This window comes from Kitasatospora sp. McL0602 (genome assembly GCF_052076145.1).
Lineage (GTDB): Bacteria > Actinomycetota > Actinomycetes > Streptomycetales > Streptomycetaceae > Kitasatospora.
This window is the reverse complement of the sequence record NZ_CP197246.1, coordinates 6,795,532-6,815,848: the sequence shown is the minus strand read 5'-3', so window position 1 is coordinate 6,815,848 and position 20,317 is coordinate 6,795,532. Positions and strand designations below refer to the sequence as shown.

At 69.3% G+C, this 20,317-nt stretch carries 20 protein-coding genes and 2 pseudogenes; 7 read left to right on the top strand and 15 right to left on the bottom strand.

Annotation, left to right across the window (positions count from 1 at the left end; genetic code table 11):
- Positions 1–64 precede the first annotated feature (64 nt).
- Together ACR68M_RS30970 and ACR68M_RS30965 are read left to right on the top strand one after the other, a co-directional pair.
- On the top strand, positions 65–541 hold the full coding sequence (locus tag ACR68M_RS30970) for a MarR family winged helix-turn-helix transcriptional regulator (RefSeq protein WP_441247457.1): 477 nt from the start codon (positions 65–67) through the stop codon (positions 539–541).
- Between the two features lie 845 nt (positions 542–1,386).
- The gene (locus ACR68M_RS30965) at positions 1,387–2,682 is read left to right on the top strand and encodes a GNAT family N-acetyltransferase (protein ID WP_441247456.1); all 1,296 of its coding nucleotides are present in this window, start codon (positions 1,387–1,389) and stop codon (positions 2,680–2,682) included.
- Here ACR68M_RS30965 and ACR68M_RS30960 read toward each other — a convergent pair.
- The 3 genes from ACR68M_RS30960 to ACR68M_RS30950 all read right to left on the bottom strand — a co-directional run bounded on the left by ACR68M_RS30960 (position 2,679) and on the right by ACR68M_RS30950 (position 5,596).
- On the bottom strand, positions 2,679–2,945 hold the full coding sequence (locus tag ACR68M_RS30960; RefSeq protein WP_441247455.1) for a hypothetical protein: 267 nt from the start codon (positions 2,943–2,945) through the stop codon (positions 2,679–2,681). The genes ACR68M_RS30965 and ACR68M_RS30960 overlap by 4 nt on opposite strands.
- Positions 2,946–3,060: 115 nt before the next feature.
- Positions 3,061–4,776 carry an IS1634 family transposase gene (locus tag ACR68M_RS30955; protein WP_441245129.1) on the bottom strand — a complete coding sequence of 572 codons (1,716 nt, stop codon included), beginning with the start codon at positions 4,774–4,776 and terminating at the stop codon, positions 3,061–3,063.
- Positions 4,777–4,903: 127 nt separating this feature from the next.
- Positions 4,904–5,596, bottom strand: coding sequence for a septum formation family protein (locus ACR68M_RS30950; protein ID WP_441247454.1), 693 nt, complete (start codon positions 5,594–5,596; stop codon positions 4,904–4,906).
- Between the two features lie 336 nt (positions 5,597–5,932).
- Here ACR68M_RS30950 and ACR68M_RS30945 point away from each other — a divergent pair, with 336 nt between their 5' ends.
- Complete coding sequence (locus ACR68M_RS30945) at positions 5,933–6,199, top strand: hypothetical protein (RefSeq protein ID WP_441247453.1); 267 nt, start codon at positions 5,933–5,935, stop codon at positions 6,197–6,199.
- A gap of 81 nt (positions 6,200–6,280) precedes the next feature.
- Here the strand turns inward: ACR68M_RS30945 and ACR68M_RS30940 are convergent, their stop codons facing one another.
- Together ACR68M_RS30940 and ACR68M_RS30935 are read right to left on the bottom strand one after the other, a co-directional pair.
- Positions 6,281–7,696 carry a phosphatidylinositol-specific phospholipase C domain-containing protein gene (locus ACR68M_RS30940; RefSeq protein ID WP_441247452.1) on the bottom strand — a complete coding sequence of 472 codons (1,416 nt, stop codon included), beginning with the start codon at positions 7,694–7,696 and terminating at the stop codon, positions 6,281–6,283.
- Between the two features lie 309 nt (positions 7,697–8,005).
- Entirely contained in the window at positions 8,006–8,200 is a 195-nt protein-coding gene (locus tag ACR68M_RS30935) for a hypothetical protein (protein WP_441247451.1), read from the bottom strand.
- Between the two features lie 151 nt (positions 8,201–8,351).
- Here ACR68M_RS30935 and ACR68M_RS30930 point away from each other — a divergent pair, with 151 nt between their 5' ends.
- On the top strand, positions 8,352–9,584 hold the full coding sequence (locus tag ACR68M_RS30930) for a helix-turn-helix domain-containing protein (protein ID WP_441247450.1): 1,233 nt from the start codon (positions 8,352–8,354) through the stop codon (positions 9,582–9,584).
- A gap of 355 nt (positions 9,585–9,939) precedes the next feature.
- Here ACR68M_RS30930 and ACR68M_RS30925 read toward each other — a convergent pair.
- Positions 9,940–10,528 (bottom strand): annotated as a pseudogene (locus ACR68M_RS30925) (IS701 family transposase); the annotation flags it as partial.
- Between the two features lie 331 nt (positions 10,529–10,859).
- Between ACR68M_RS30925 and ACR68M_RS30920 the strand changes: the two are divergent.
- The 3 genes from ACR68M_RS30920 (at position 10,860) to ACR68M_RS30910 (ending at position 12,982) form a co-directional block, all read left to right on the top strand.
- A complete protein-coding gene (locus tag ACR68M_RS30920) occupies positions 10,860–11,411 on the top strand; it encodes a glyoxalase superfamily protein (RefSeq protein WP_441247449.1) in 552 nt (183 codons plus the stop codon).
- Between the two features lie 313 nt (positions 11,412–11,724).
- Positions 11,725–12,465 (top strand): dienelactone hydrolase family protein, encoded by a 741-nt coding sequence (locus ACR68M_RS30915; protein ID WP_441247448.1) that lies wholly within the window; start codon positions 11,725–11,727, stop codon positions 12,463–12,465.
- Positions 12,466–12,655: 190 nt separating this feature from the next.
- Positions 12,656–12,982: a nuclear transport factor 2 family protein gene (locus tag ACR68M_RS30910; protein ID WP_441247447.1), complete on the top strand. Its 327-nt coding sequence runs from the start codon at positions 12,656–12,658 to the stop codon at positions 12,980–12,982.
- Between the two features lie 14 nt (positions 12,983–12,996).
- Here ACR68M_RS30910 and ACR68M_RS30905 read toward each other — a convergent pair whose 3' ends face one another.
- The 9 genes and pseudogenes from ACR68M_RS30905 to ACR68M_RS30865 all read right to left on the bottom strand — a co-directional run bounded on the left by ACR68M_RS30905 (position 12,997) and on the right by ACR68M_RS30865 (position 20,282).
- Positions 12,997–13,188 (bottom strand): hypothetical protein, encoded by a 192-nt coding sequence (locus ACR68M_RS30905; protein WP_441247446.1) that lies wholly within the window; start codon positions 13,186–13,188, stop codon positions 12,997–12,999.
- A 579-nt stretch (positions 13,189–13,767) separates the two neighbouring features.
- Positions 13,768–14,496 (bottom strand): SDR family oxidoreductase, encoded by a 729-nt coding sequence (locus ACR68M_RS30900; protein ID WP_441247445.1) that lies wholly within the window; start codon positions 14,494–14,496, stop codon positions 13,768–13,770.
- A 36-nt stretch (positions 14,497–14,532) separates the two neighbouring features.
- Positions 14,533–15,573 carry an S-adenosylmethionine:tRNA ribosyltransferase-isomerase gene (locus ACR68M_RS30895; RefSeq protein ID WP_441247444.1) on the bottom strand — a complete coding sequence of 347 codons (1,041 nt, stop codon included), beginning with the start codon at positions 15,571–15,573 and terminating at the stop codon, positions 14,533–14,535.
- A 1-nt stretch (position 15,574) separates the two neighbouring features.
- Positions 15,575–16,315, bottom strand: a complete 741-nt coding sequence (locus tag ACR68M_RS30890) for an SDR family oxidoreductase (protein WP_441247443.1) — start codon at positions 16,313–16,315, stop codon at positions 15,575–15,577.
- A gap of 215 nt (positions 16,316–16,530) precedes the next feature.
- A pseudogene (locus ACR68M_RS30885) lies at positions 16,531–16,833 on the bottom strand (RNA-guided endonuclease TnpB family protein); the annotation flags it as partial.
- A 134-nt stretch (positions 16,834–16,967) separates the two neighbouring features.
- Entirely contained in the window at positions 16,968–17,435 is a 468-nt protein-coding gene (locus ACR68M_RS30880) for a hypothetical protein (protein WP_441247442.1), read from the bottom strand.
- Positions 17,436–17,505: 70 nt separating this feature from the next.
- Complete coding sequence (gene pip / locus ACR68M_RS30875) at positions 17,506–18,483, bottom strand: prolyl aminopeptidase (protein WP_441247441.1); 978 nt, start codon at positions 18,481–18,483, stop codon at positions 17,506–17,508.
- A gap of 150 nt (positions 18,484–18,633) precedes the next feature.
- Positions 18,634–19,119 carry a DUF3237 domain-containing protein gene (locus ACR68M_RS30870; protein WP_441247440.1) on the bottom strand — a complete coding sequence of 162 codons (486 nt, stop codon included), beginning with the start codon at positions 19,117–19,119 and terminating at the stop codon, positions 18,634–18,636.
- Positions 19,116–20,282, bottom strand: coding sequence for a flavin-dependent oxidoreductase (locus ACR68M_RS30865; protein WP_441247439.1), 1,167 nt, complete (start codon positions 20,280–20,282; stop codon positions 19,116–19,118). The genes ACR68M_RS30870 and ACR68M_RS30865 overlap by 4 nt, the downstream gene beginning before the upstream one ends.
- Positions 20,283–20,317 lie beyond the last annotated feature (35 nt).

The following is a 20,317-nucleotide window of genomic DNA, read 5'->3' as shown; positions in this document are numbered from 1 at the left end:
TGGTCCTGTCGTAGGTAGCTTCTTCCGCACTATATGCCGCGGCATCTAACGTAGACTATATGCCATGGCATCCAAAGTGAGCGTTGAGACGGTCGACCTCCCGAGCTTCTTCGCCGACCTCGTCCGATGCGAGACGCGTCTGTACAACGCCCTCAACGACCGTCTTCGCGAGCGGCACGGGATCGTCACGTCACAATTCGAGTTCCTGCGCCACCTCCGCCACCACCCCGGGGCCCGGGTGGCGGATCTGGCAGCCGAGTTCGCCGTCGGCATCGGGGCCACCAGCAAGGGCGTCGACCGCCTGGAGCGGCAGGGATGGGTCACCCGCACGCCGAACCCGTCGGACCGCCGGTCGTCACTGCTGGAACTGACCGACGACGGCCTGCAGTTGGTCGACGCGGCAGAAGCGACCTTCACCGAGCGGTTGGCCGAGCTGATCGCAGATGCACTCAAGGCATCCCCCATGACAGCCGCCGCGCAGGCCCTCTCGGAGCTGCGTTCCGTCCTGGAACGCGACCAGATCGGCACGCCCACGGGGTGACGCGTTTTCGCAACCCCGGCAAAGAGGGCGGCCTGGCCGCCTCAGCCTGCGCGGCGATCTCCCGCTCCCGCTCCCCCAGCGCCACCCCAGGACGCCCTCGACTCGGCCGAGGCGGGCCATTGCTCGTAGTCGCGCACCAGCCTGCGGTGCAGCACCAAGACCCCGTTCGTCTGCTCCACCACCCATCTCCTGGACTGCGGAACGAACCCCGCGTCACCGGGGTTGCGCTTCACGACTTCGACCTCGATGCCCACCTGAGCCCCTTGGTCCTTCACGGCTGCACGGCGCCCGGCTCCGTGGCGGCGACCACCCTGTCCAGCAGTGCGGTGCCGACGGCACTGTCGTGGACGGAGGCGGCCGGCACCACCACAGTTCAGCACCGCCGGGCCTCCTGGCCAGCGGAGATGCTGCGGTCCCAGAAGGCATTGTCTTCGCACGACCGCCCACCCCGCGTCGCTCGTGTCCGAGGGGCACCTCGGACGCCTGTGCGGCCGGCCCCCGGCGTTCCCGAACCAATGAGCGAGACAATCACACGACAGGGATTCGAAGTTGGACCGCAACGGCACGGACAACTGCGACACCGGGAGCCTCCCATTGCTCAGCTGGACTCGATACCCACGAGCTGCGCGGGAGGCCCAGCTTTCATCCCTGCCGACCAGAAGATCACCCGACCGAGCCGGCAGGATCGAACTCACGATCGCCAATCCCGATTTGGCAACGGCTGGTCACACGTTCCAGTGACGAAAGATGCGACATAACGTCACATACCACCCCCTGCAGACTGGTAGCTCGGCGAGCAGATAACCGGTTGTCTGCAGGCGACGGCAGTGGATGCAATGTCCGGCATGGTCACTGAGGTCCGCCCGCCGCGGCGAGACGAGATGAACGCGTACTACCGGGCGTTGCCTTTCGCAAACGGGCTGCCGAACTGGGAGCCGGCGGACGCCGCGTGGCACGGCGGTCCGGGCCCGTGGCCGCCGCCGCGCACTCCGGCGACCGCCGAGCAGCTCGACGCGTGGGCCGAAGCCGACGCCAAGGACGAGTCCTTCCATCCGATTGCGACCTTCGCCGACGGCGCGTGCGTCGGCGCCTCGGCCACCATCTCCTTCGATGTGACGGTCCCCGGCGGGGGCACGGTCAAGATGGCCGGCGTCACTGCTACCGCAGTGATCGCCACACACCGCCGACGTGGGTACCTACGGCGGATGATGCAGGCCATGTTCGAGGCGGCCTTGGCCCGGGGCGAGCCGTTGGCGATGCTCAGCGCGAGCGAAGGCGGCATCTACGGCCGATTCGGCTTCTCGCCGGCAACCTACCGCGTGCGGTGGGAGCTGGACCGTCACGAAGCCGCTCTGCTCCCGGCAGCGCCCGATCCGGGGTCGCTGGAGCTGGTCGACGCCGCACAGGCAAGGCAGTTCTGGCCCATGGTGCACGCGAACGTACGTGCAAACCGCATCGGCGAGCTCACCCCTTTGCCCGGACGCTGGGACGGGCTGTCCGACGACGCGGACGGCACGAACGGACCGCTGCGGTATCTCATCCACCGCGACCAGCACGGCTTGGTGGACGGCATGGCCAACTTCCGACTGCCATGGTCCTCGACCGTGGGCAGCGCGGGAACGCTCGTCGTCGAGGCGATGGAGGCGACCAACCCGGTGGCCTGTCGCGCCCTGTGGAGCGTGCTGGTCGACTTCGACCTCACCAAGACCATTGTGGCGCCCGGCCGTCCGCGCGACGAACCGCTGCGGTGGATGCTCGCCAACCCCCGGGCGATGCGCATCACCCGCCAGTCGGACAACCTGTGGGCGCGCATTCTCGATGTCCCCCTCGCCCTGACACAACGTTCGTACGACACGGCCGGCGAGTTGGCGTTCACCGTCGACGGCGACCGCATGTGCCCGGCAAACAACCGGACCTGGCTTCTCCGCGCAGGCGGTACCTCGGTGACCTGCACGGCCACCGACCAGGCGGCTGACCTCACCGTCACGGTCCCGGCGCTCAGTTCGCTCTACTTCGGCGGCATGTCAGCGCACGACCTGACGTACGCGGGCCACATCACCCCGCACTCCGAAGGCGTGATCGGGCAGCTGGCCCGGATGTTCCGCACAGACCCCGAACCGCACAACTCCTTCGGCTTCTAGGGCAGGTACACGGCCGACCACACCTTGGCCGGGCCGCCCGTCCGGTCGCCCCCGGCCAGGCCGAGAGCGGCGCGCACTGCTCCGACCGGCGCTCCGGTGACCTTCCGCAGGCCGGAGCCGAGCTGCGCCTTGCGGGCGTCGGCGCCGAACGAACTGAGCCCGGCGTTCAAGTCCGCCACCGCGCCGTGCAGTTCGGCGCTGAGCGCGGCGATGGCCGGTGCGGCCTCCGGGGCCCAGGTCCCGTTGTCCAGGCTGGACACCATTGCCCGGGTTCGACATAATTCGGCAGCCTGGAGTGGCGAATCCGGGGTCTGACCTGGGCGGACATGCTTGTAACCGCCTGGAGGGCGTTTCTCTAGGCGGTCACGTTTCTGCTGGTCAGCGGGTTGCGGGCTGAAGCGCGACGACCTGCTTGGGGACGGGGATCTGCAGCTTCGCGAGCAGGTCTCGCTGGGGCTTCGTCAGGGCGGTGACCTGCTGGAAGGTTCCGGCAGGGCCGGCGAAGGTGCCCAGGTGGAGGCGGTCGAGCTCGCGTCGGATGTGCGGCCAGGTGTCGCCGGTGGTGGTCTCGGTGATCCGGATCAACAGGAGTGCGAGCCAGCACAGGATGACGTGGGCTCGGATGCGTTCTTCGAGGCGGTGGTAGACGGGCCGCAGGTCGATGATCTGCTTCATGTCGCGCCAGCCGCGCTCGACTTCCAGCAGCTGCTTGTAGCCGAGCGCGATGTCCTCGGCGGTCAGGTGGGGGTCCGAGCAGCGCAGGAGGTACTTCCCGTCGAGGTTCTCCTCGGCCTTGGTCTTCGCCTGGTCGATGCGGAGCTTGCCGGCCGGGGTGGCACGCAGGTAGCGGTTCAGGCCGGGCTTGTCGGCGATCCTCCCGCGCAGTTCACCCCGCTTGAAGTCGCTGAGCTTGTCGGTGCCGGCGATCAAGTCGCCTAGTTGGGCGACGAGTTGTTCACGCATGTGCCGGTCACGCTCGGCCGCTTCGGGGTTGTGGCAGATCACGAACCGGTCGGTGTCGGATATCCGCACTTCCTTGACGCGCATGTTCTCGCCGACGTCCTGGTAGCGGCCCTGCCGGGACAGCGCGGCCTGCACCTCGGGGCTCCCGGAACGGAGCTTCTCGCCGATGATGTAGGCGTGGTCGCCCTTGCGCAGGTAGCGGCGGTTCTCGGCCGAGGAGAAGCCGCGGTCGGCCACCCACACGATCTTGGAGAGGGTCCAGTCCCGCATCTCGTCCTTGACCTGCCGGATCAGTGCCTGGTCGGAGGCGTTGCCCGGCCAGCACCAGCAGCGCACGGGGATGCCGTCCCTGGTGACGGCCATGCCGATCACGATCTGCGGCAGGTCGTCGCGGGAGTCCTTCGACTTGCCGTAGGTGCGGAACCCGACCGGCTTCGCGTCGTCGTCTGCCTGGCCGTCGCCCTCCAGCCTGCGGCCGGTGTTGTCGCGGGCGACCGGTTCGTCAGGCTCCTCGAGCTCGAAGTAGGTGCTGGTGGTGTCGAAGAACAGCAGGTCCACCTCCAGGTTCAGCAGGTTCGCGACCTCGTCGAACACCTGCTTCTCCAGGTCGTCCTTCACCTCGTGCAGCCAGTCCATCGCCCGGTAGCAGGCCTGTTCGCCGGCCTCAGCCAGGCCGTCGATGTGCACGTCGTTCGTGACCCACTCCGCCGCCGCGAGCTTGGAGGACGGGGCCAGCGCGCGGTTGGCGACCAGGGCGAACAGCACCCGCTCGGTCGCGGTCATGTCCCGGCGCCGGCCCCGCTTGGGCTGCCCGACCCGGGCCACAATCTGGTCGATCCTCAGTCGGCGCCACAGGTGGTCGAGCACGTAGGCGCCGCCGAACGGCACCGAGGAGATGAACTCCAGGTCCGACGCGGCAGTCGCGGCCAGGGCGTCCCCCGGTTCCAGCAGCCTCGATAGAGACGCGACCAGGCGCTTGACCGCGTCGCGGTCCAGGTCGTCCTCGCGGCCGAAGGTGAACAGCACCTTCGGCACCGCCCGCCCCTTCGCCGGATCCCACTCGTTGTGGGCGAGGTGCAGGTACCGGACCGTCCCGGACTTGTTCTCTCGCTTCGTCGTCTTCACGTACACGACTCCAGACGATAGGTCGAAGCCACAGGCCAGCGCAGGCGAATCATAAAAATCGCGTCTCTAGGCACTCTTGGGCTTCAGGGCCCACCGCAGCCCGATGACCTGCGTGTTCAACCCGGCAGGACCTCTAGAAACCACGAATTACGTCGAACCCGGGCATTGCGGTGACGGCACTGCTGAGCATGGCGTTCCATACCGGGTCGGTCGCCCCCGCGTCCTCGTCGGTGTCGCCACTCAGGTCGAGCTCACGCAACAGGCCGTTGACGTGGTTCTCGGCGTCCAGGTAGGCGCGTTGCTGCCCGGTCAGCCGGCTCGGGTCCTGGCGCAGCGTCCCGGTACGGGGGCCGTCGGAGTCGGTGAGGACGCAGACAGCCTCACGGCCCGCTGGACGGTGCCAGCCGAGCAGGTCGGGGTAGGCGTAGGAGACTCGTACGCTCAACGGCACGGCCCGGCCGTCGATCGCGTACCTGCTGAACTCGGCGGAGCACTCCGTCTCCGCCGTCCCCTCCAGCTCGCTCTCGGCCGGGAGGTCATTGGACGGGAAGTCGGCAGTGCTGAACCGTGCCCGGCCGAAGACCTCACCGTCGTGTCGCTGCCCACAGTCCACCCGTCGGACGGCGCCGTATCCCGGCTCCGTACCGGTGAAGCAGGCCCCGAGCCCCAGATCGCCGACCCTTACCGTCGACGGCGCCGCGGCCCGGTCGGCGGGACGAGCGGACCCGCCCGGATCGCCGGAGCCACCCGCCCCGAAGAACACGGTGCCGGTCAGCACGGTACCGCCCAGCATCACGCCGATCCCCGCCAGCACGCCACCTCTCATCGGTGACACTCCCCGCCCATTCAGATCGAACACGATCGTTCGAAGACGGCGTGACTATACCGAACGCACTCTTCACCAAATCACCCACCTCCCGGTGGCACTCGGTGGCTCCCGGGCAGCATTTCCGGAAACCCGCTTCGAAGCCACAGCGCCCCGGGTCACACTTGAGCGACAAGCGTCAAACGCGCCCCGACCACCGGCCCGATCCGTCCAGGAGCTCCGATGTCCGATCACAGCCCTGCCCCGGCGCCGCCCCCGGGCCCGCCCCGGAAGCAGTCGGGCTCGGCCGGGTGCTTGATCCCGATCATCGCCCTCATGCTCCTGGTGGGCTGCTTGATGATCTACTTCAATCTGCCCGGCACCAAGGAAGTCCTTGTCTTCGGCGACCGCGTCGTGAAGACCACCGACAAGTGCTACGAGCTGGGCGGGCAGGGCCGTCACGGCTCCTGCGGCGACCTCGCCCACTCCGAAGTCCGCCACGTCGACGGCGACACCGGATCGATCGTCAGCGGGTGCGTCTTCATCGCCTTCTCGATCGGGCTCACGATCCTGGCCCTCACCAGCCGCGCCAAGAAGCCCCCGGTCACCCCGACCGGCCCCTGAGCCTGCATCAGCCTCACGGTGCCCGGACTCCGTCATGGGCGATCAGCGCGAGGGCCCGAGTGGGGCCCTCGCGCGCGGCCGTTACTTCGGGCAGGTGTCCAGGGTCACCTTGCCGCCGGCGGTGGACGCGGTGGCCGGGTCCACCGACAGGCACAGGCCCGTCCACTGGTTGATGAACTTGTACGCCCCGGTGTCCTTGCCGCCGACCCGGATCGGAGTCGGGATGATGTTCCACAGTTGGCTGCCGGAGAACCAGCGGGTCTCGCAGCCCCACCAGAACAGCTGGGTGCCGGCAGGCGGCGGCGTGCCGTTGTTGTAGGGGGCCGTCAGGCAGGTGCCGTTGCTGGCCTTGATCCAGTAGTAGCCCTTGCCGTCATAGGTCGACGGGCGCTCGGCACCCCACTGGTGGCTGCTGGGCGCCGTCGACTGGCAGGCGCGCTGGGTGACCAGGCCACCGGTCTTGGAACTGTCGAACTCCGGCCCCCGCACCATGCACCGGCCGTACTTGGTGTCGACATAGGTCTTGTCGGCGTTGACCTGCCAGATCGCCTGGTGGCCCCCCGTGACGACGTATCCGTCGTTGCGGGCGATGATGTCCTCCACCAGGGCCCAGCCGGGGTAGTCCATCATGATGATGCCGAGGTGCCCGTTTCCCCCGCCGCCGTTGAGGTAGCGCATCAACCGGGGGTTGATGCCCAGGACGGAGGGTTCCTTCCGGGTCGGGTCCCACCCGCTGCCGCCTGCGTAGGCGAACGGGGAGGCCCCGATGCCACTGGCGGACGTGTATGTCACGAACATGTGGCCGCCGCGATCGGCGACCGCCTGACCGATGTTCGCCTGGACCTCGTCCCACTTCTTGTTGACGCCCGGGTCGGACCAGTCGTCCTCGGTCCGGTCGTTGAAGCCGGAGATGCCGTACTGGTCGTCGACATTGTCGAAGCTGCCCAGGACGATCTTCCCGCGCACGCTCGAGAGAACAGGAACGGCAGCCCGCGTCCCCTTCGCCACCGACGCATCGTAGAAGAGATTGGAATACCTCGAGGCGTACCCGTCGAAGATGCTTTCGATGTTCTTGCTGTTCACCGTCGAAGGATCGTTGGTGCAGTCGGTGACGCCACCCGTCGGACGCGGGCACTCGGCCCGCAGTCGCATCACGATGGTTTCGCTCGGGTGCTGCCTGAGGAAGGCCTGCGCCTTGGTCAGGACGTCATCAAAGTTTGCATTCTGGTACTGCGGCCCGTGATGAATCGCGAAGTACTGGTTCTGGGTGACGCGCACCCTGATGTCGACGGCGCGAATCCCTCGCTCCAGCTGCGCCGCCAGCGTGCCGGCGCTGTCACCGAAGTCCTCCTGGGTCTTCGATATCTCGATGCCGTGGGTGGCGAGCGTTTCGTGGGTGCCCGGCAGCGACAGCGCCGCCAGTGACGTCGTCCCCGAAATGTTCTTCATCCAGTCCGCCCGGGTCGTGGACCCGAGTTGGGTGGCGTCCGTGAACACGCTTCCAGCCGCAGTCGCGGGGCCCGGCACGAGCAGTGTCGCGCTCACGGCGACACTGAGCGCCAGCAGGCGCGTCAGTCGGCGACGCCATTCCCGTGGCCCGCCGTGGGCACGAGAAGAGGAACGAAGCATGGTACTCCCTGTCCAAGATCGAAAAGACGGCCAAGTCCCGCAAGGCCGAACTGACTGCTGGTCATCCAGCGATCAGCCCGGCGCGAGGCGCCCTGTCCCGGGTGTGGGTCCGCATCCACCCACCCGGCAGCGGATGGATCCCGCCGCCCCCGCACCCGGGAGTGTTCCCGAGCGGGTCTACCGGGGGTGGTACAGGTCGCAGTCGTCGCCCCAGGCCGTGGTGCCGGTCGGGCAGATGACGGCAGTCGCCTCCGAGCGCGACCCGGAGTCCCAGGCGGTCGTGCCGCCCGCCAGAGTGCCTGCCCCGGCACCCGCCGCCACAGCCAGCCCCAGTGCGATGGCGGCCATCCGCCGTGCGAACCTCTTCTTCACGGAATCTCCCTTGCCAGCTGCCCGACACCGGGTCGCATCCCGGCTGCCGCGACTGCAACGTTCCTGCTGAAAGAACAGTGACAGCAGTGAGCGGGCGTCGGGAGGGCCGGTGAGGATCATCTACGCGCCATGCACGTTTAGGAGGCAATCCATGGCCGACGGAGCACCCCGCCGGATCCTGGACGAACACGCCCAGACCCTCTACCGGTGGACCCTCGTCAACAGCCCCCTGGCCGAGGCCGCCGTGGCGCGGGCCGCCGACGAGACGAACCTGACCGAAGCCCAGTGCCGGGCAGCGATCGAATGCCTCGACGCCGCCCGACTCCTCAAACCGATCGACCCCCCGCCCGCCACCGGGCCGGCCTGGCAGCCGCAGAGCCCACAGGCCGCAGGCGCACAACTCCTCACCGAACGCGAGAACGCCCTCCGCCACCAGGAGAGCCGGCTACGCCACGAACGCGAGCAGATCCAGTCCCTGCGGGACGAGTTCGCCGCACTGATGCCGGTCTACCTCCAGGGCCGCCAACTGGCCCACCCGCACGGCGCGATCGACCTGCTCACCGACAAGTTCGCCGTCCGGGCGATGCTCGCCGAGGCGGTCGGGGCCTGCCGCAGCGAGCTCCTGGTCTCGAAGCCGGGCGGCGCGTTCCCGCCAGGCTCGATGCGCGAGGCACTGCCCCGCGACCTGGAACTCCTGGCCTCCGGCGTACGGATGCGCAACCTCTACCAGCACGTGACCCGCTTCGACCAGGCGACCCGGGCCAATGCCGAACAGCTCATCGCCGCCGGCGCCGAGATCCGCACCCTCACCGACGTGCTCCCCCAAATGATCGTCATCGACGGCGAACTGGCCTTCCTCCCCGCCCGCGGCTGCGGCGCGCTACTCGTACGCGAACCCTCCCTGCTCGCCTTCCTGACCACCACGTTCGAACGCGACTGGGGCAACGCCACCCCCTTCACCCTCGGCCCGCAGGCCGCCCGCGACATCTCCGAAGACCTCAAGCAGAACATCCAACTGCTGCTCTCCAACGGCCTCAAGGACGAGGCGATCGCCCGCCGGCTCGGCATCTCACTCCGCACCTGCCGCCGCCACGTCTCCGAACTCCTCGAGTCCCTCGGCGCCGACAGCCGCTTCCAGGCCGGCGTCATCACCGAACGCCTGCGCATCGCAGACCCCCGACCCACCGCCGACGCGCCCGCCGTACCCGCCAACGACCCGGCACCTCAGCCATGCTGCACCTACTGCGCCGAACCGCTGCCACCCGCCAGCGCCACCGGCCGCCGCCGCCTCCACTGCTCCCCACGCTGCCGCGCACGCGCCCACCGCGCCCGCCGCCAGCCCCCCGCCCCTGCGCCGAACGCGACGAAACCTGCCGGCTCATGAAACAGAACACCACGACCGTCCTGCAAGGAGCGGCGGACATCAGGCATCAAATGGTCAGAAGCAGGACCCACGGTGCAACGAAACAGAACGCAACTCGGCGATCGGGGGCCTGCCCTCGGTGTGACTTCGGTCGATAGGTTGCGAATCCGAGCTGTGGTTTGCGAGCTGCGGTCCCGGAGGAATCTGTCGCCCATCTCCAGGAGCCGTTGCTCTTCGGGATGACTCCAGCGGACGGGGGCTGAGGCGCTGCTCGTTTCCGAGCCGGAGTCACGGGTTGGTGGCCCGTACGGTCAGGAGGACTTCTCGGACGGGGTGAAGGCGTCCTACGAGGCCGGCCGGCTTGCATGCGTGGCGGGGACTGGAACGTCTCCTCGACCCGCCACCTTGATCCAGCGACCTTCGCCAGGGTTGTCAGCGGCGCAGGCTGGGGCGAGTAGCAGCGGTAGTAGGCGTCGTAGAAGCGCTGCCCCTTGGCGCCGGCCCCGGCGGGGGGCTTCTGCCAGGCCCGCTTGGGGAGCTTCTTGGCCAGGGTGTCCGCACGGAACTTGGCTGCCTGGGTGATGACTTCGTGGTTGCAGGCCACTGCGAGCACGTAGCCGGTGCCGCGGTGTTCCAGCGCGGTGCGCAGTTTGGGGTTGCCGCCGTAGACCTCGTCGCCGGCCACCCAGGAGGCGTGGTGATCCGGCGTCCAGGAAACGGGCGATCATGCGCGTGGCCAGTTCGGGCTTGGTCGCGAACGCGGTGTCCGGGTCGAGCCCGGCTGCCTGGCAGCGGCCGGGCTGATCGGTCCACGAGCGCGGGATGTACAGCTCGTGATCCACCGCGGCGTGACCCCGCCGGCCTGCGTAGCCCAGGTAGACGGCGACCTGGGAGTTCTCGATCCTGCCTGCTGTACCGGCGTACTGGCGCTGGACTCCGACGGTGTGCGTGCCCTTCTTCACGTCGCACACCGATGATCAGTGGTGGCCGTACCCATCTCTCGACCGACCCCACTGTCAAGATCACTATCTGACGCAGAGTCACGCGCCGAGGGCGAGGCGCATGCGTTGGTGGTGACATCGCATCAGGCTGAGTGGAACCCGGAGTGAGCGCGGCGCCGTGGTGGCGCGCCGCTCAGGTAAACCGATAGCATCGTCAGCGGCTCGGTGCAGCCGGCCGCTCGCGCCTTTCAAGGTTGGGTGAATGCACCGTGGGTCGCTCGCCTCGGCTCACTGAACGCGGCGCCAGCCGACAACGCGAGCATCGGCAGGATGTGCCGCGTGGAAAGCCGACGCGATGACGTCCACTACCACTGACCATGCCAAGAAGCTCGCCAAACTCCTGCGCGAGGACCTCGCCGCAGCGGGGATCGAGATCCCGCACAGCCTCGCGCTCGAACTGATCGCCCACCAGCTCGGCACCAAGGACTGGAACGTGCTCGCCGCCCTGGCGAGCCGCGCAGGGAGCCCTGGCGAGCCAGGTATCAGCCCAGGCGTGCCGGTCCTGCGCGTCATGTCCGTCGCACAGGCACTGCCGTTCTACCTTGACTTCCTTGGCTTCGCCTTGGACTGGGAGCACCGGTTCGAGCCAGGGCTGCCACTGTACGTGCAGGTATCGCGCTCGGCAGCCGTGCTGCACCTCTCCGAGCACCACGGCGATGGCGCCCCCAACAGCGTGGTCTGGATCCCGCTGCGCGATGTGTCCGCGCTGCACAAGGAATTGCTCGCCCGACCGAACGCGCCGGTACGTCCCGGAATCGACCCGGACGCGCCCGGAGGGCCGACGCTGCAGGTCATCGACCCGTACGGCAATATCCTGAGATTCGCGCAGTTGCCATCCGCGCAATAGCTGACCCCGGCAGAGTGCGCTGCAGCACGCGGTGCGCTCTGCCAACATGATCCTCCACTCGGACACTCCACAGAGAGACCACAGCGAGTGCTTCAAAGTACCGTCGGATTTTTGGCCGGTGGGCTACGCTCTGTGGCCATGACTCCCGGGACGGCGTTGCGCCACACACGGATTGGTGACCCGGTGCCCTTCTGAGCGCCGTACGGGTCGCTGCGGGCCCACTGTTCAATCGAGGGTCTTGCGCTGCTGCGCGGGCTCCACCTCCTGTCGTGTTGATCACAGGCTCGACACGTCAACCACGACAGGAAAATTCATGCCCACGAAGACGTTACAGATTCCCACTGCGGACGGCCACGCCGACGCTTTCGCCGCCTTCCCTGACCACGGCGAGCGGCACCCAGGGGTGCTGATGTACGCGGACGCCTTCGGCATCCGGCCCGTGCTGCGGGAGATGGCCTGCGAACTGGCCGGGCACGGGTACTACGTACTCGTCCCCAACTTCTTCTACCGGCACGGCCTGGCACCGCTGATCGAACTTCCCGAGCACATCGGAGAAGAGGTTCGGCCCGCGGTTGTCGCTCAGCTGATGCCCTTGATCGAGGCGCACAACGCCGAACGTGTCCTGAGCGACGCCGACGCCTACCTCAGGTTCCTCACCACCCAGCCCGAGGTCGGCGCCGGACCGGTCGCGGTTACCGGCTACTGCATAGGCGGCCTCTACGCGATGCGCACCGCTGCGGCCCACCCCGGCCAGGTGGCCGCCGTCGCCGGATTCCACGGCCCTGTGGGCGCCGACGGGCCCGACAGCCTGCACCGCCTCACCGCCGAGGTCCACCTCGGCCACGCCGAAACCGACATGACGCCCGAGGCTCTCGGCGAGCTCAACCAGATCCTGGATGCCGCGGGTGTCGGCTACTCCTCCGAGATCTACCCCGGCACCATCCACGGCTTCACCATGTCCGACACCGACGCCTTCAACCCCGCCGCACTGCAGCGCCATTGGGACCGCCTGCTCCCCCTCCTCGGCCGCACCCTGAAACAGACGGCTCGGTAAGACGCAACCTGGTGCCGTCGAAGGTGCGACCCTCGTGCTTGCGGTCCGCGACCGTGTTGCTGCGCTTCAGCCGGTGCTCCTCCACTGCGCCCCTCGGCCTGGAGTCGATGCCCTCGGTGGGCACCTGCCAGTCGGCACGTAATCCCGGTTTTCCCTGGACGAGCAATGAATCAATCTGCATGATCAACTGGTGACCACCCCGGAGACCGTCGTCGACCGCCAGCTCGCCGCCTACAACAGCCATGACCTCGAAGCCTTCGCGGCGACGTATGCCCCCGACGTCTGCATCAACCGCCGCAGCGGCGACCGCCTGCTCGGGCGCGACGCCGTGCGGGAGGCGTACGCCGAGATGTTCGCCAACGGGCGCTGCCGGGCCGAGATCGTCGGCCGACTCACCGAGGGCGACTGGGTGGTGGACCACGAGATCGCCCACGGCATCACGGACGAACCTCTCCGCGTGCTCGTCGCCTACCGGGTCCGCGACGGCCTGATCGACCACGTCGACTTCCTCGGCTGACTACCGGACCTGAGCTACTGACACTTGATGACACGACGCAGGTGGCCGACGTCGGCGAGCCGTCCCGCACCCGGGCTGCGGTGGCTCTTGATGCCGCGACTGATCTCATCGAGTACCCGCAGTCCGCGCTCGGCGCCGCGCAGGGCCAGCCCGGCTGCGGCCTCGATCCTGGCGTCGAAGTGCGGGTCCGCCAGGTGTGCCGCCATGACGGCGCGCAGCTCGGGGGTGTCGACGGGGCCGCGGTGAACGCGTGGAGCGCGGTCGCCTGGGTCTCGGGGACGGGATCTGCGGCCAGGCGTACGAGGGCTGCGAGGACTTCCTGCTGCTCGGCCGTGACGACGGCCGTGTTGACGAAGAGGTTCGCGGCAACGCACCGCCGGACGTCCGGGTGACTGTGGTCGGCGTGGACGCGGATCGTAGGGGCATCCTCGGTGGAGCAGTAGGCGGTGTAGGCGGCAATGACGGTGCGCAGGGCGTACGGGTCCTGCTCGGTGTCCAGCATCCGGCGGAGGAACTCGGCCGCCTCTCGGCGAACGGCAGCTCTTCGTCGCCACTTCGACGCCGTCCTCGACGAGCCGCCAGACCACCTCGTCACGGCCGGCATACGCAGCGGTGGCCAGCAGACTCACGGCGTCGTCGCCGACCAGTTCGTCCCCCGGCAGGTAGTCGAGGAGGTCGAACACCGCAGTGTCGTCGCCGCATTTGACGGCAGCCAGCAACGGAGAAAGGTCCACCGGGTGATGGTGCCCGCACCAACGACGGCGGAGCCAACAGCACCCAGCGAGCTAGAGCTGTTCGAAGTGGAAGGAGCGAATGAAGCAGTCGCGTGGCTGGCCGATGGCGAAGAGCACGCAGTCGGCGACGGACCGGGCTGTCAGCGGCTGGTCGGCGCTGCGCGGAGCGTGGTCCCAGGTGGGGTCGAGGGGGTCGCCGTCGGAGAAGTCCGGTGGGTAGAGGGAGATGACGCGGATGCCTTCCGGGCGCAGTCGGTGGGACAGGATGTCGGCGAAGCCCGCTTGGGCGGCTTTGGCGGCGTAGAACGCGGGGTGCGCCTGCGAGCGGTGGTTGCGCGGCTCGGCTGCGGAGGAGACGAGGTTGACCACGTCGGCGGCGGCCGAGCCGCGCAGCAGCGGGAGGAGGTGCTTGAGCATCAGGAGCGTGCCGGTGGCGCCGGAGGCGATCGTGTCGGTGATCTCCTCGTCCTCCGCGTCCCAGAGATCCGGGCCCTCCAGATAGCGGGCACCATTGTTGACCAGCACGTCCACGCGGTCGGTGTGAGCGGCCACCTCGGCGGCGAACGCCCGCACGGAGGCTGGATCGGCGAGGTCGCAGGCCGAGGCATGGACACTGATGCCACTGTCGGCGGCCACCTCAGCGGCCACCTTCTCGGCTGCCGCCAGGCCGCGCGCGGACACGAACAGTCGGGCACCGGACCGCCCTGCCTCCAGGGCCAGCGCGCGTCCGAATCCGCGCCCCGCTCCAGTGATGACCATCGTGCGCCCCGAAAGATCCACAGCCCCGCCTCTCCCCTCGTCCGTTGTTCATCACCGTCACTGCGAGAGCAGGAGGTTCACGTCCCCGAACTCGTGCCACAAGTACCGCCCTGCGATTGCCTCTTGGTAGCAGAGGTCGAGCAACGCCCGCCCCGCAACGGCTTCCAGCATCAGGAGGTGGGAGGCCCGGGGTTCGTGCCAGCCGGTGAGGAGGCCGTCGACTGCTCCGACGCCACGCTCCGGAGTGACGACCAGATCGGTCCAGCCTTCGAGCGTGCCGGTGGCGGCGGATTCCAGGGCACGGACGGCTGTTGTGCCGACGGCGATGACCCGGCCGCCGTGGGAGCGGACGTGGGCGGCCAGCCGGGAGGTGGTCTCCGGCACCCGGTACCACTCGGGGTAGGGCTGTTCGTGAGCCTCCGGGGAGGCCACGCCGGTGTGCAGGGTGATCGGGGCCGTCAGAATGCCTCGGGCTGCCAGCCGGGCCAGCACGTCCGCAGTGAACGGGCGTGCAGCACTGGGCATTTCGCTGCTGCCAGGCTCGCTGCCGAAGATGCTCTGGTACGCCGCCAGCGGCCACTCCCGGTCGACGTAGCCGTACCGGATCGGCTTGCCGTGCCGCAGCAGGTACGGGACCAGCTCGCCCGGCAGGACGAGCCGGGCGTACCAGAGCCGCGCCGTGTACGGCTCGGTGAGCACGGCCGTAGCCCCCGCCGGGAGGTCAACCCGCAGTCCGGGCAGGGCCGGTGAGGTGCCGGGCGGGTAGTACTCGGCCGCTCCGGCGGTCGGTCGGCGGAGTTCGACCAGGTGGGTGCCGCGCGGGCCGGGGCGGACGGCGGAGAGGTGCAGAGCGACGGGCGTGCCGTCGGGGAGCCGGCCGGGCAGTGCGGCGGGCACGGTCGCGGAGTTGTTGACCACCAACAGATCACCGGGAAGCAGCACTTGGGGCAGGTCGGCGAACCGGTGGTGGCCGACGGCCACATCGCCCCGCCGCCCGACCAGCATCCGCACCTGGTCGCGGGCCAGCCCTCGGGCCTCGGCCGGTTCGCGGGCGTCGAGGTCGGACGGGACGACGAAGTCGAAGCCGGTGTCCAGCACGTCAGTTCACCAACTCTGCGGCCTGGTAACGACCGGAGGCGGGACGTTCGCGGAGCAGCGTACGGAGGGCGGGGACGACGGTGGCGGGCAGCGGCCGGTCGGAGATGTCCTCGCCGGGGAAGGCCTCCTGGTGCATCCTGGTGCGCATGTCGCCCGGGTCGACGGCCCAGATCCGCAGGGCCGGCTCCTCGACGGCGAGGACGGCGGAGGCGTGGTCGAGCGCGGCCTTGCTGGCACCGTAGCCTCCCCAGCCGGCGTATGCCTCGACGGCGGCGTCGGAGCTGATGTTGAGGACGGCGCCGCCGTCGGCGGCCCGGAGCTGCGGCAGCAGCAGTTGGGTGAGTGCGATCGGCCCGAGGACGTTGACCTCGAAGGTCTCCAGCAAGCCCGGGAGCGGGAAGTCGGCGAGCGACGGCATGGGCGCGCCGACGAGGTCGTAGCCGGTGAGGGTGGACGCGTTGTTGACCAGCAGGGTGGCACCGCCGAGCCCGGCGGCGGCCTGGGCGAGCCGCTCACGATGGCCGTCGTCGACGACCGACCCGGCGAGGGCCACCGTCTCGGTGCGGGCCTTCAGCTCGGCCTCGGCGGCGGCGAGCTCGTCGGCACCACGGGCGGTGAGGACGAGCCGCCAGCCGTTCGCGGCGAGATCACGGGCGAGTTCCAGTCCGAGGCCCCGGGAGGCCCCGGTGATCACGGCGACCCGGTGGAGCGAGTCGGGCTGGTGACGCGATTCGGTGTTCATGGGACGACTCTCGCCCCACCGACCCCGGCAGCGGATCAGCCACCGGCCCCACCACCGGGCCGACCTTCGGCCTAGGGCCACCGACCAGCACCGCTAGGACTCGGGCCGGCCGGGCGCCCGCATGATCGGCTTACCGCATCCGCGTCCGGAACAGCCAGATCGTGCATGTCCGCGACTGCGTGACTCCTCCCCCGGCTGAAGCCGAGGGCTTCTCGCTAGCCCTGCTGGGCATTGCGACGGACCAGCCCGGCCCGTAGAAGGTTGACGGCTGCCACTGTGTCGGCGTGCGCGGTGCGCCCGGCGCTCTCAGCCTTGGCACGGAGGATCGTGAGGAACACCCCTCAACCGGCATCCGAGATCGAACGGTTGAGTCCGGTCTTCGCTGCCGCGCCGTTGGGCAGGAACGCGCCCGGCCGGCCCGGGTCCGGCCTGGGTGCGGCGGTTCGGACCATGGTGCGGATCGTCAGGTTCTCGTGCGCGATGAAGTCGTGCTCACGGACCAGGGTGAGGGCGGTCTTGATGGACCGCCCGACCACTGTGGTCGCCGACCTCAGCAACCGCCACTGAGCCGCTTGCATCGGTCTCATTCATCCGGAGTCTAGCGCCGCTAGTAGATCTAGCGGCGCTAGACGTCATAGCAATGCTAGAATCTCTAGCAGCGGGCGAAGCTACCCATCGACGAGTCGCCGCCGTTCGCGTAGTTGTGCCAGCTCGACGTGATGTACGCGCCGTTGCAGGCCCCGGTGACGATCTTCGCGTTCGCGGTGAACGTCTTGTCGTACTGGTTGGGCACGGCGTCGATGCTCATGGGCGGCCCGTCCAGGTACCGGGCGCCGGTCCAGCCGGACCACTGCGTGCCGGACGGCCCGGCGACGTAGACGTCGACGCTGAACCAGGCGTTCGAGCTGCCATCGGCGACCCAACGCGCGTGCACCGTACGGGAGCCGGAGCAGTAGATCTGGTAGACGTCCCCGAGGATCGTCCCACCCACGGAGACGGTGCCGGACACGCCGATGGTGCTGCAGCTGTCGGCGGCTGCGGGCGTCGCTGCGGCGGCGCCCATGGTGACGGTGCCGAGTACGAGTGCGGCGGACGTGACTACGGCTCGGAGCTTGGACAACGGAGCCTCCCCCTGGCTGTTGGTACCGACCTGCTGTCGGTACTGCCCAGCGAGGCTAGCGGACGGCCTGTCAACGCGGAAGCTTCACTGCCGGGCCGGCGAACCGTTCGACCGCCTCCTGCACGTACCGGACCTTGGTCTCGCTGTCGAGGTGCCCGGCGTCCTCGGCGACCCGCAGTTCGGCGTCGGGCCAGGCCTGGGCGAGCTCCCAGGCGGCTTCGAGCGGCCCGTTCATGTCGAGTCGGCCGTGCACCAGCACCCCGGGGATACCGGCCAGTCGGCCGGCCTCGCGGATGAGTACGCCGTCCTCCAGGAACAGGCCCTGGGAGAAGTAGTGTGCACAGATCCGGACCAGGGCCTGCCGGGCCGCCGAGGGCCTGCCGCCGTAGACCGCAAGCTTCCCCTGCGACTCGTGGGACAGCATCGCGTCCTCCCAGGCCGACCAGTCGGCGGCGGCCTTCTCCCGGACGGCCGGGTCCGGGTCCTCCATCAGCCGGGCGTAGGCCGCGGGGAGGTCGCCGTCGCGCGGCGTGCCCGGCGCCCCGGCGAGGAACCGTTCCCACGCCTCGGGGTAGAACCGCCCGGCCCCTCGGTAGAGCCAGTCGATGTCGCGCCGGCGGCCGCCCAGGACGGCGGCCAGGATGATCTCGGACACCCGCTCCGGGTGCTGCTCGGCGTAGGCGAGGCTGAGCACCGAGCCCCAGGAGTAGCCGTACAGCAGCCAGCGCTCGATGCCCAGGTGCTCCCGCAGCCGCTCCATGTCGGCGATCAGGTGTTGGGTGGTGTTGTGCCGCATGTCGGTGGCGGGGTCACTGGCGTGCGGGGTGCTGCTGCCGCAGCCACGCTGGTCGAACATGACCAGCTGGTAGCCCGCCCGGTCGAAGCGCCGGTACCCGCCACGGTGGAAGCCCCCGCCCGGCCCCCCGTGCACGACGACCGCAGGCTTGCCGCCGGGGGTCCCCCGGACCTGCCAGTACACCTGGTTGCCGTCGCCGACATCGAGCATGCCCTCGTCGTAGGGCTGGGGCACCGCATCCGTACCGGTCATGCGCACTCCTTGGGTGAGGTCGCGCTTCACGCCCAGGCCGCCGACTCGGGGGTCACTCCGAGCGCGCGCCCGGAGAACCGTACAGATGCCGGTACGACGGCGCCATCGGATATACGCCCCCACAGCCGCTCCTGACGGAACGCCAGGCACCTAGCCGAGGGTGTACGCCTCGTAGTGGACAGCCTCGGCGGTGCGGGCGGCCGAAGCCACGGCCAGCGTGCGGTTGAGCCACTGATAGCGCTCGTCCCCGGTCTCGAAGCGGCAGAAGAGCCGGAAGTAGTACTCGCCGGGGTCAACCTGCTCTCCGGCGGCCAGCCTCCGGAGGACTTCGGGCGGGCCGTGGCGCAAGCCGTTGGTGGAGAGGTAGAGGTGTGCGCCGTCGTGGGTGTGCAGCGTGTAGCGGGTGTCGATGCTGGCCATGCCGTCGGCGTGCAGGACCTGCCAGTCCGCGCCGCCGGGCAGGATGACGCCGGAGAGCCTCGGCCCTTCGAAGGTCCCGCCGATGATGTTGATCACCCGGCGGCGCCCCCAGTGGGTCTCGCCGAGGTCGAGGACCGGGTCGAGTCTCACCTCGAAGGCGGCGAGGGCCTCCAGGCTCAGGGGACGGTCCAGGTTCACCGCACGCTCCGGGTTCACCGCACGCTCCACGACTCGCGCTCGTTGAGCAGGGCCGGGTCGAAGCCTGCGGTGCGCTTGTACGCGGCGGCGATCTCCTCGCGCTCCGCGAGCGGTACGACGTCCTCGATGTCGGCGTAGCCGCCGGGGGCCCGCTCGTGGGCGAGCTTCATGACGACCTCGGGGCCCTGGCGCCGGTTGGCGAGTTGGAGTGCGGTGGTGGCGGGCCTGCGGAGTTCCTCGTACGCGGCGGCGGATCCGGTGGTGGCGAGCGAGTGGGCGAGCACCCGGGCGTCGATGATCGCCTGGGAGGCGCCGTTGGAGCCGACGGGGTACATGGCGTGGGCGGCGTCGCCGAGGAGGACGACGTCCTCCCTGGTCCAGTACGGCAGGGGTTCGCGGTCCACCATGGGGTACTCGAAGGCGGCCTCGGCTGCGGTGATGACGGCCGGCACGTCGAGCCAGTCGAACGTCCAGTCGGCGAAGTGCTCGGCGACGGTGGCCAGGTCGGCGGGGCGGTTCCAGTTGCCGCGCTCGGGCGGTTCGCCGTCCAGCGGCTGTTCGGCGATCCAGTTGATCAGCCGTCCGTCGCCGATCGGGTAGGCGACGAACTTCTGGGTGCCGTCCCCGGCCATGACCATGGACCGCCCGGTCAGGAACGGCGGGGCGTAGGTGGTGCCCCGCCACAGCACGAGCCCGTTCCACGGCGGCGCCCCCTCCTCCGGGAAGAGCGCGGCCCGGACGGCCGAGTGGATGCCGTCGGCGCCGACGAGCAGGTCCGAGTCGTGCTCCAGGCCGGTGATCCGGCTGCCGGTGCGGACGGCGTCCGCACCCAGGCGCTCGCGGACGGCGTCCAGCAGCAGCATCTGCAGCCTGCCCCGGTGCACCGAGTACTGCGGCCACCGGTACCCGGCGTCGAGCCCGCGCGGTTCGGACCAGACGGGCTGGCCGTACCGGTTGAAGTAGGCCAGTTCGGCGGTGCGGACGGCGATCGCCGCCAGTCGGTCGGCCAATCCGAGTTCGGTCAACTCCCTTACGGCGTGCGGGAGAAGGTTGATGCCGACGCCGAGCGGACGGATCTCCGGGCTCGCCTCGTGCACGACGACGTCGTCGAATCCTGCCGCATGCAGGCTGAGGGCGGTGGCGAGTCCGCCGATGCCGCTTCCTGCGATGGTGATCTGCACTGCACCCTCCCACGGGGATGATTGTTACGGCCGTA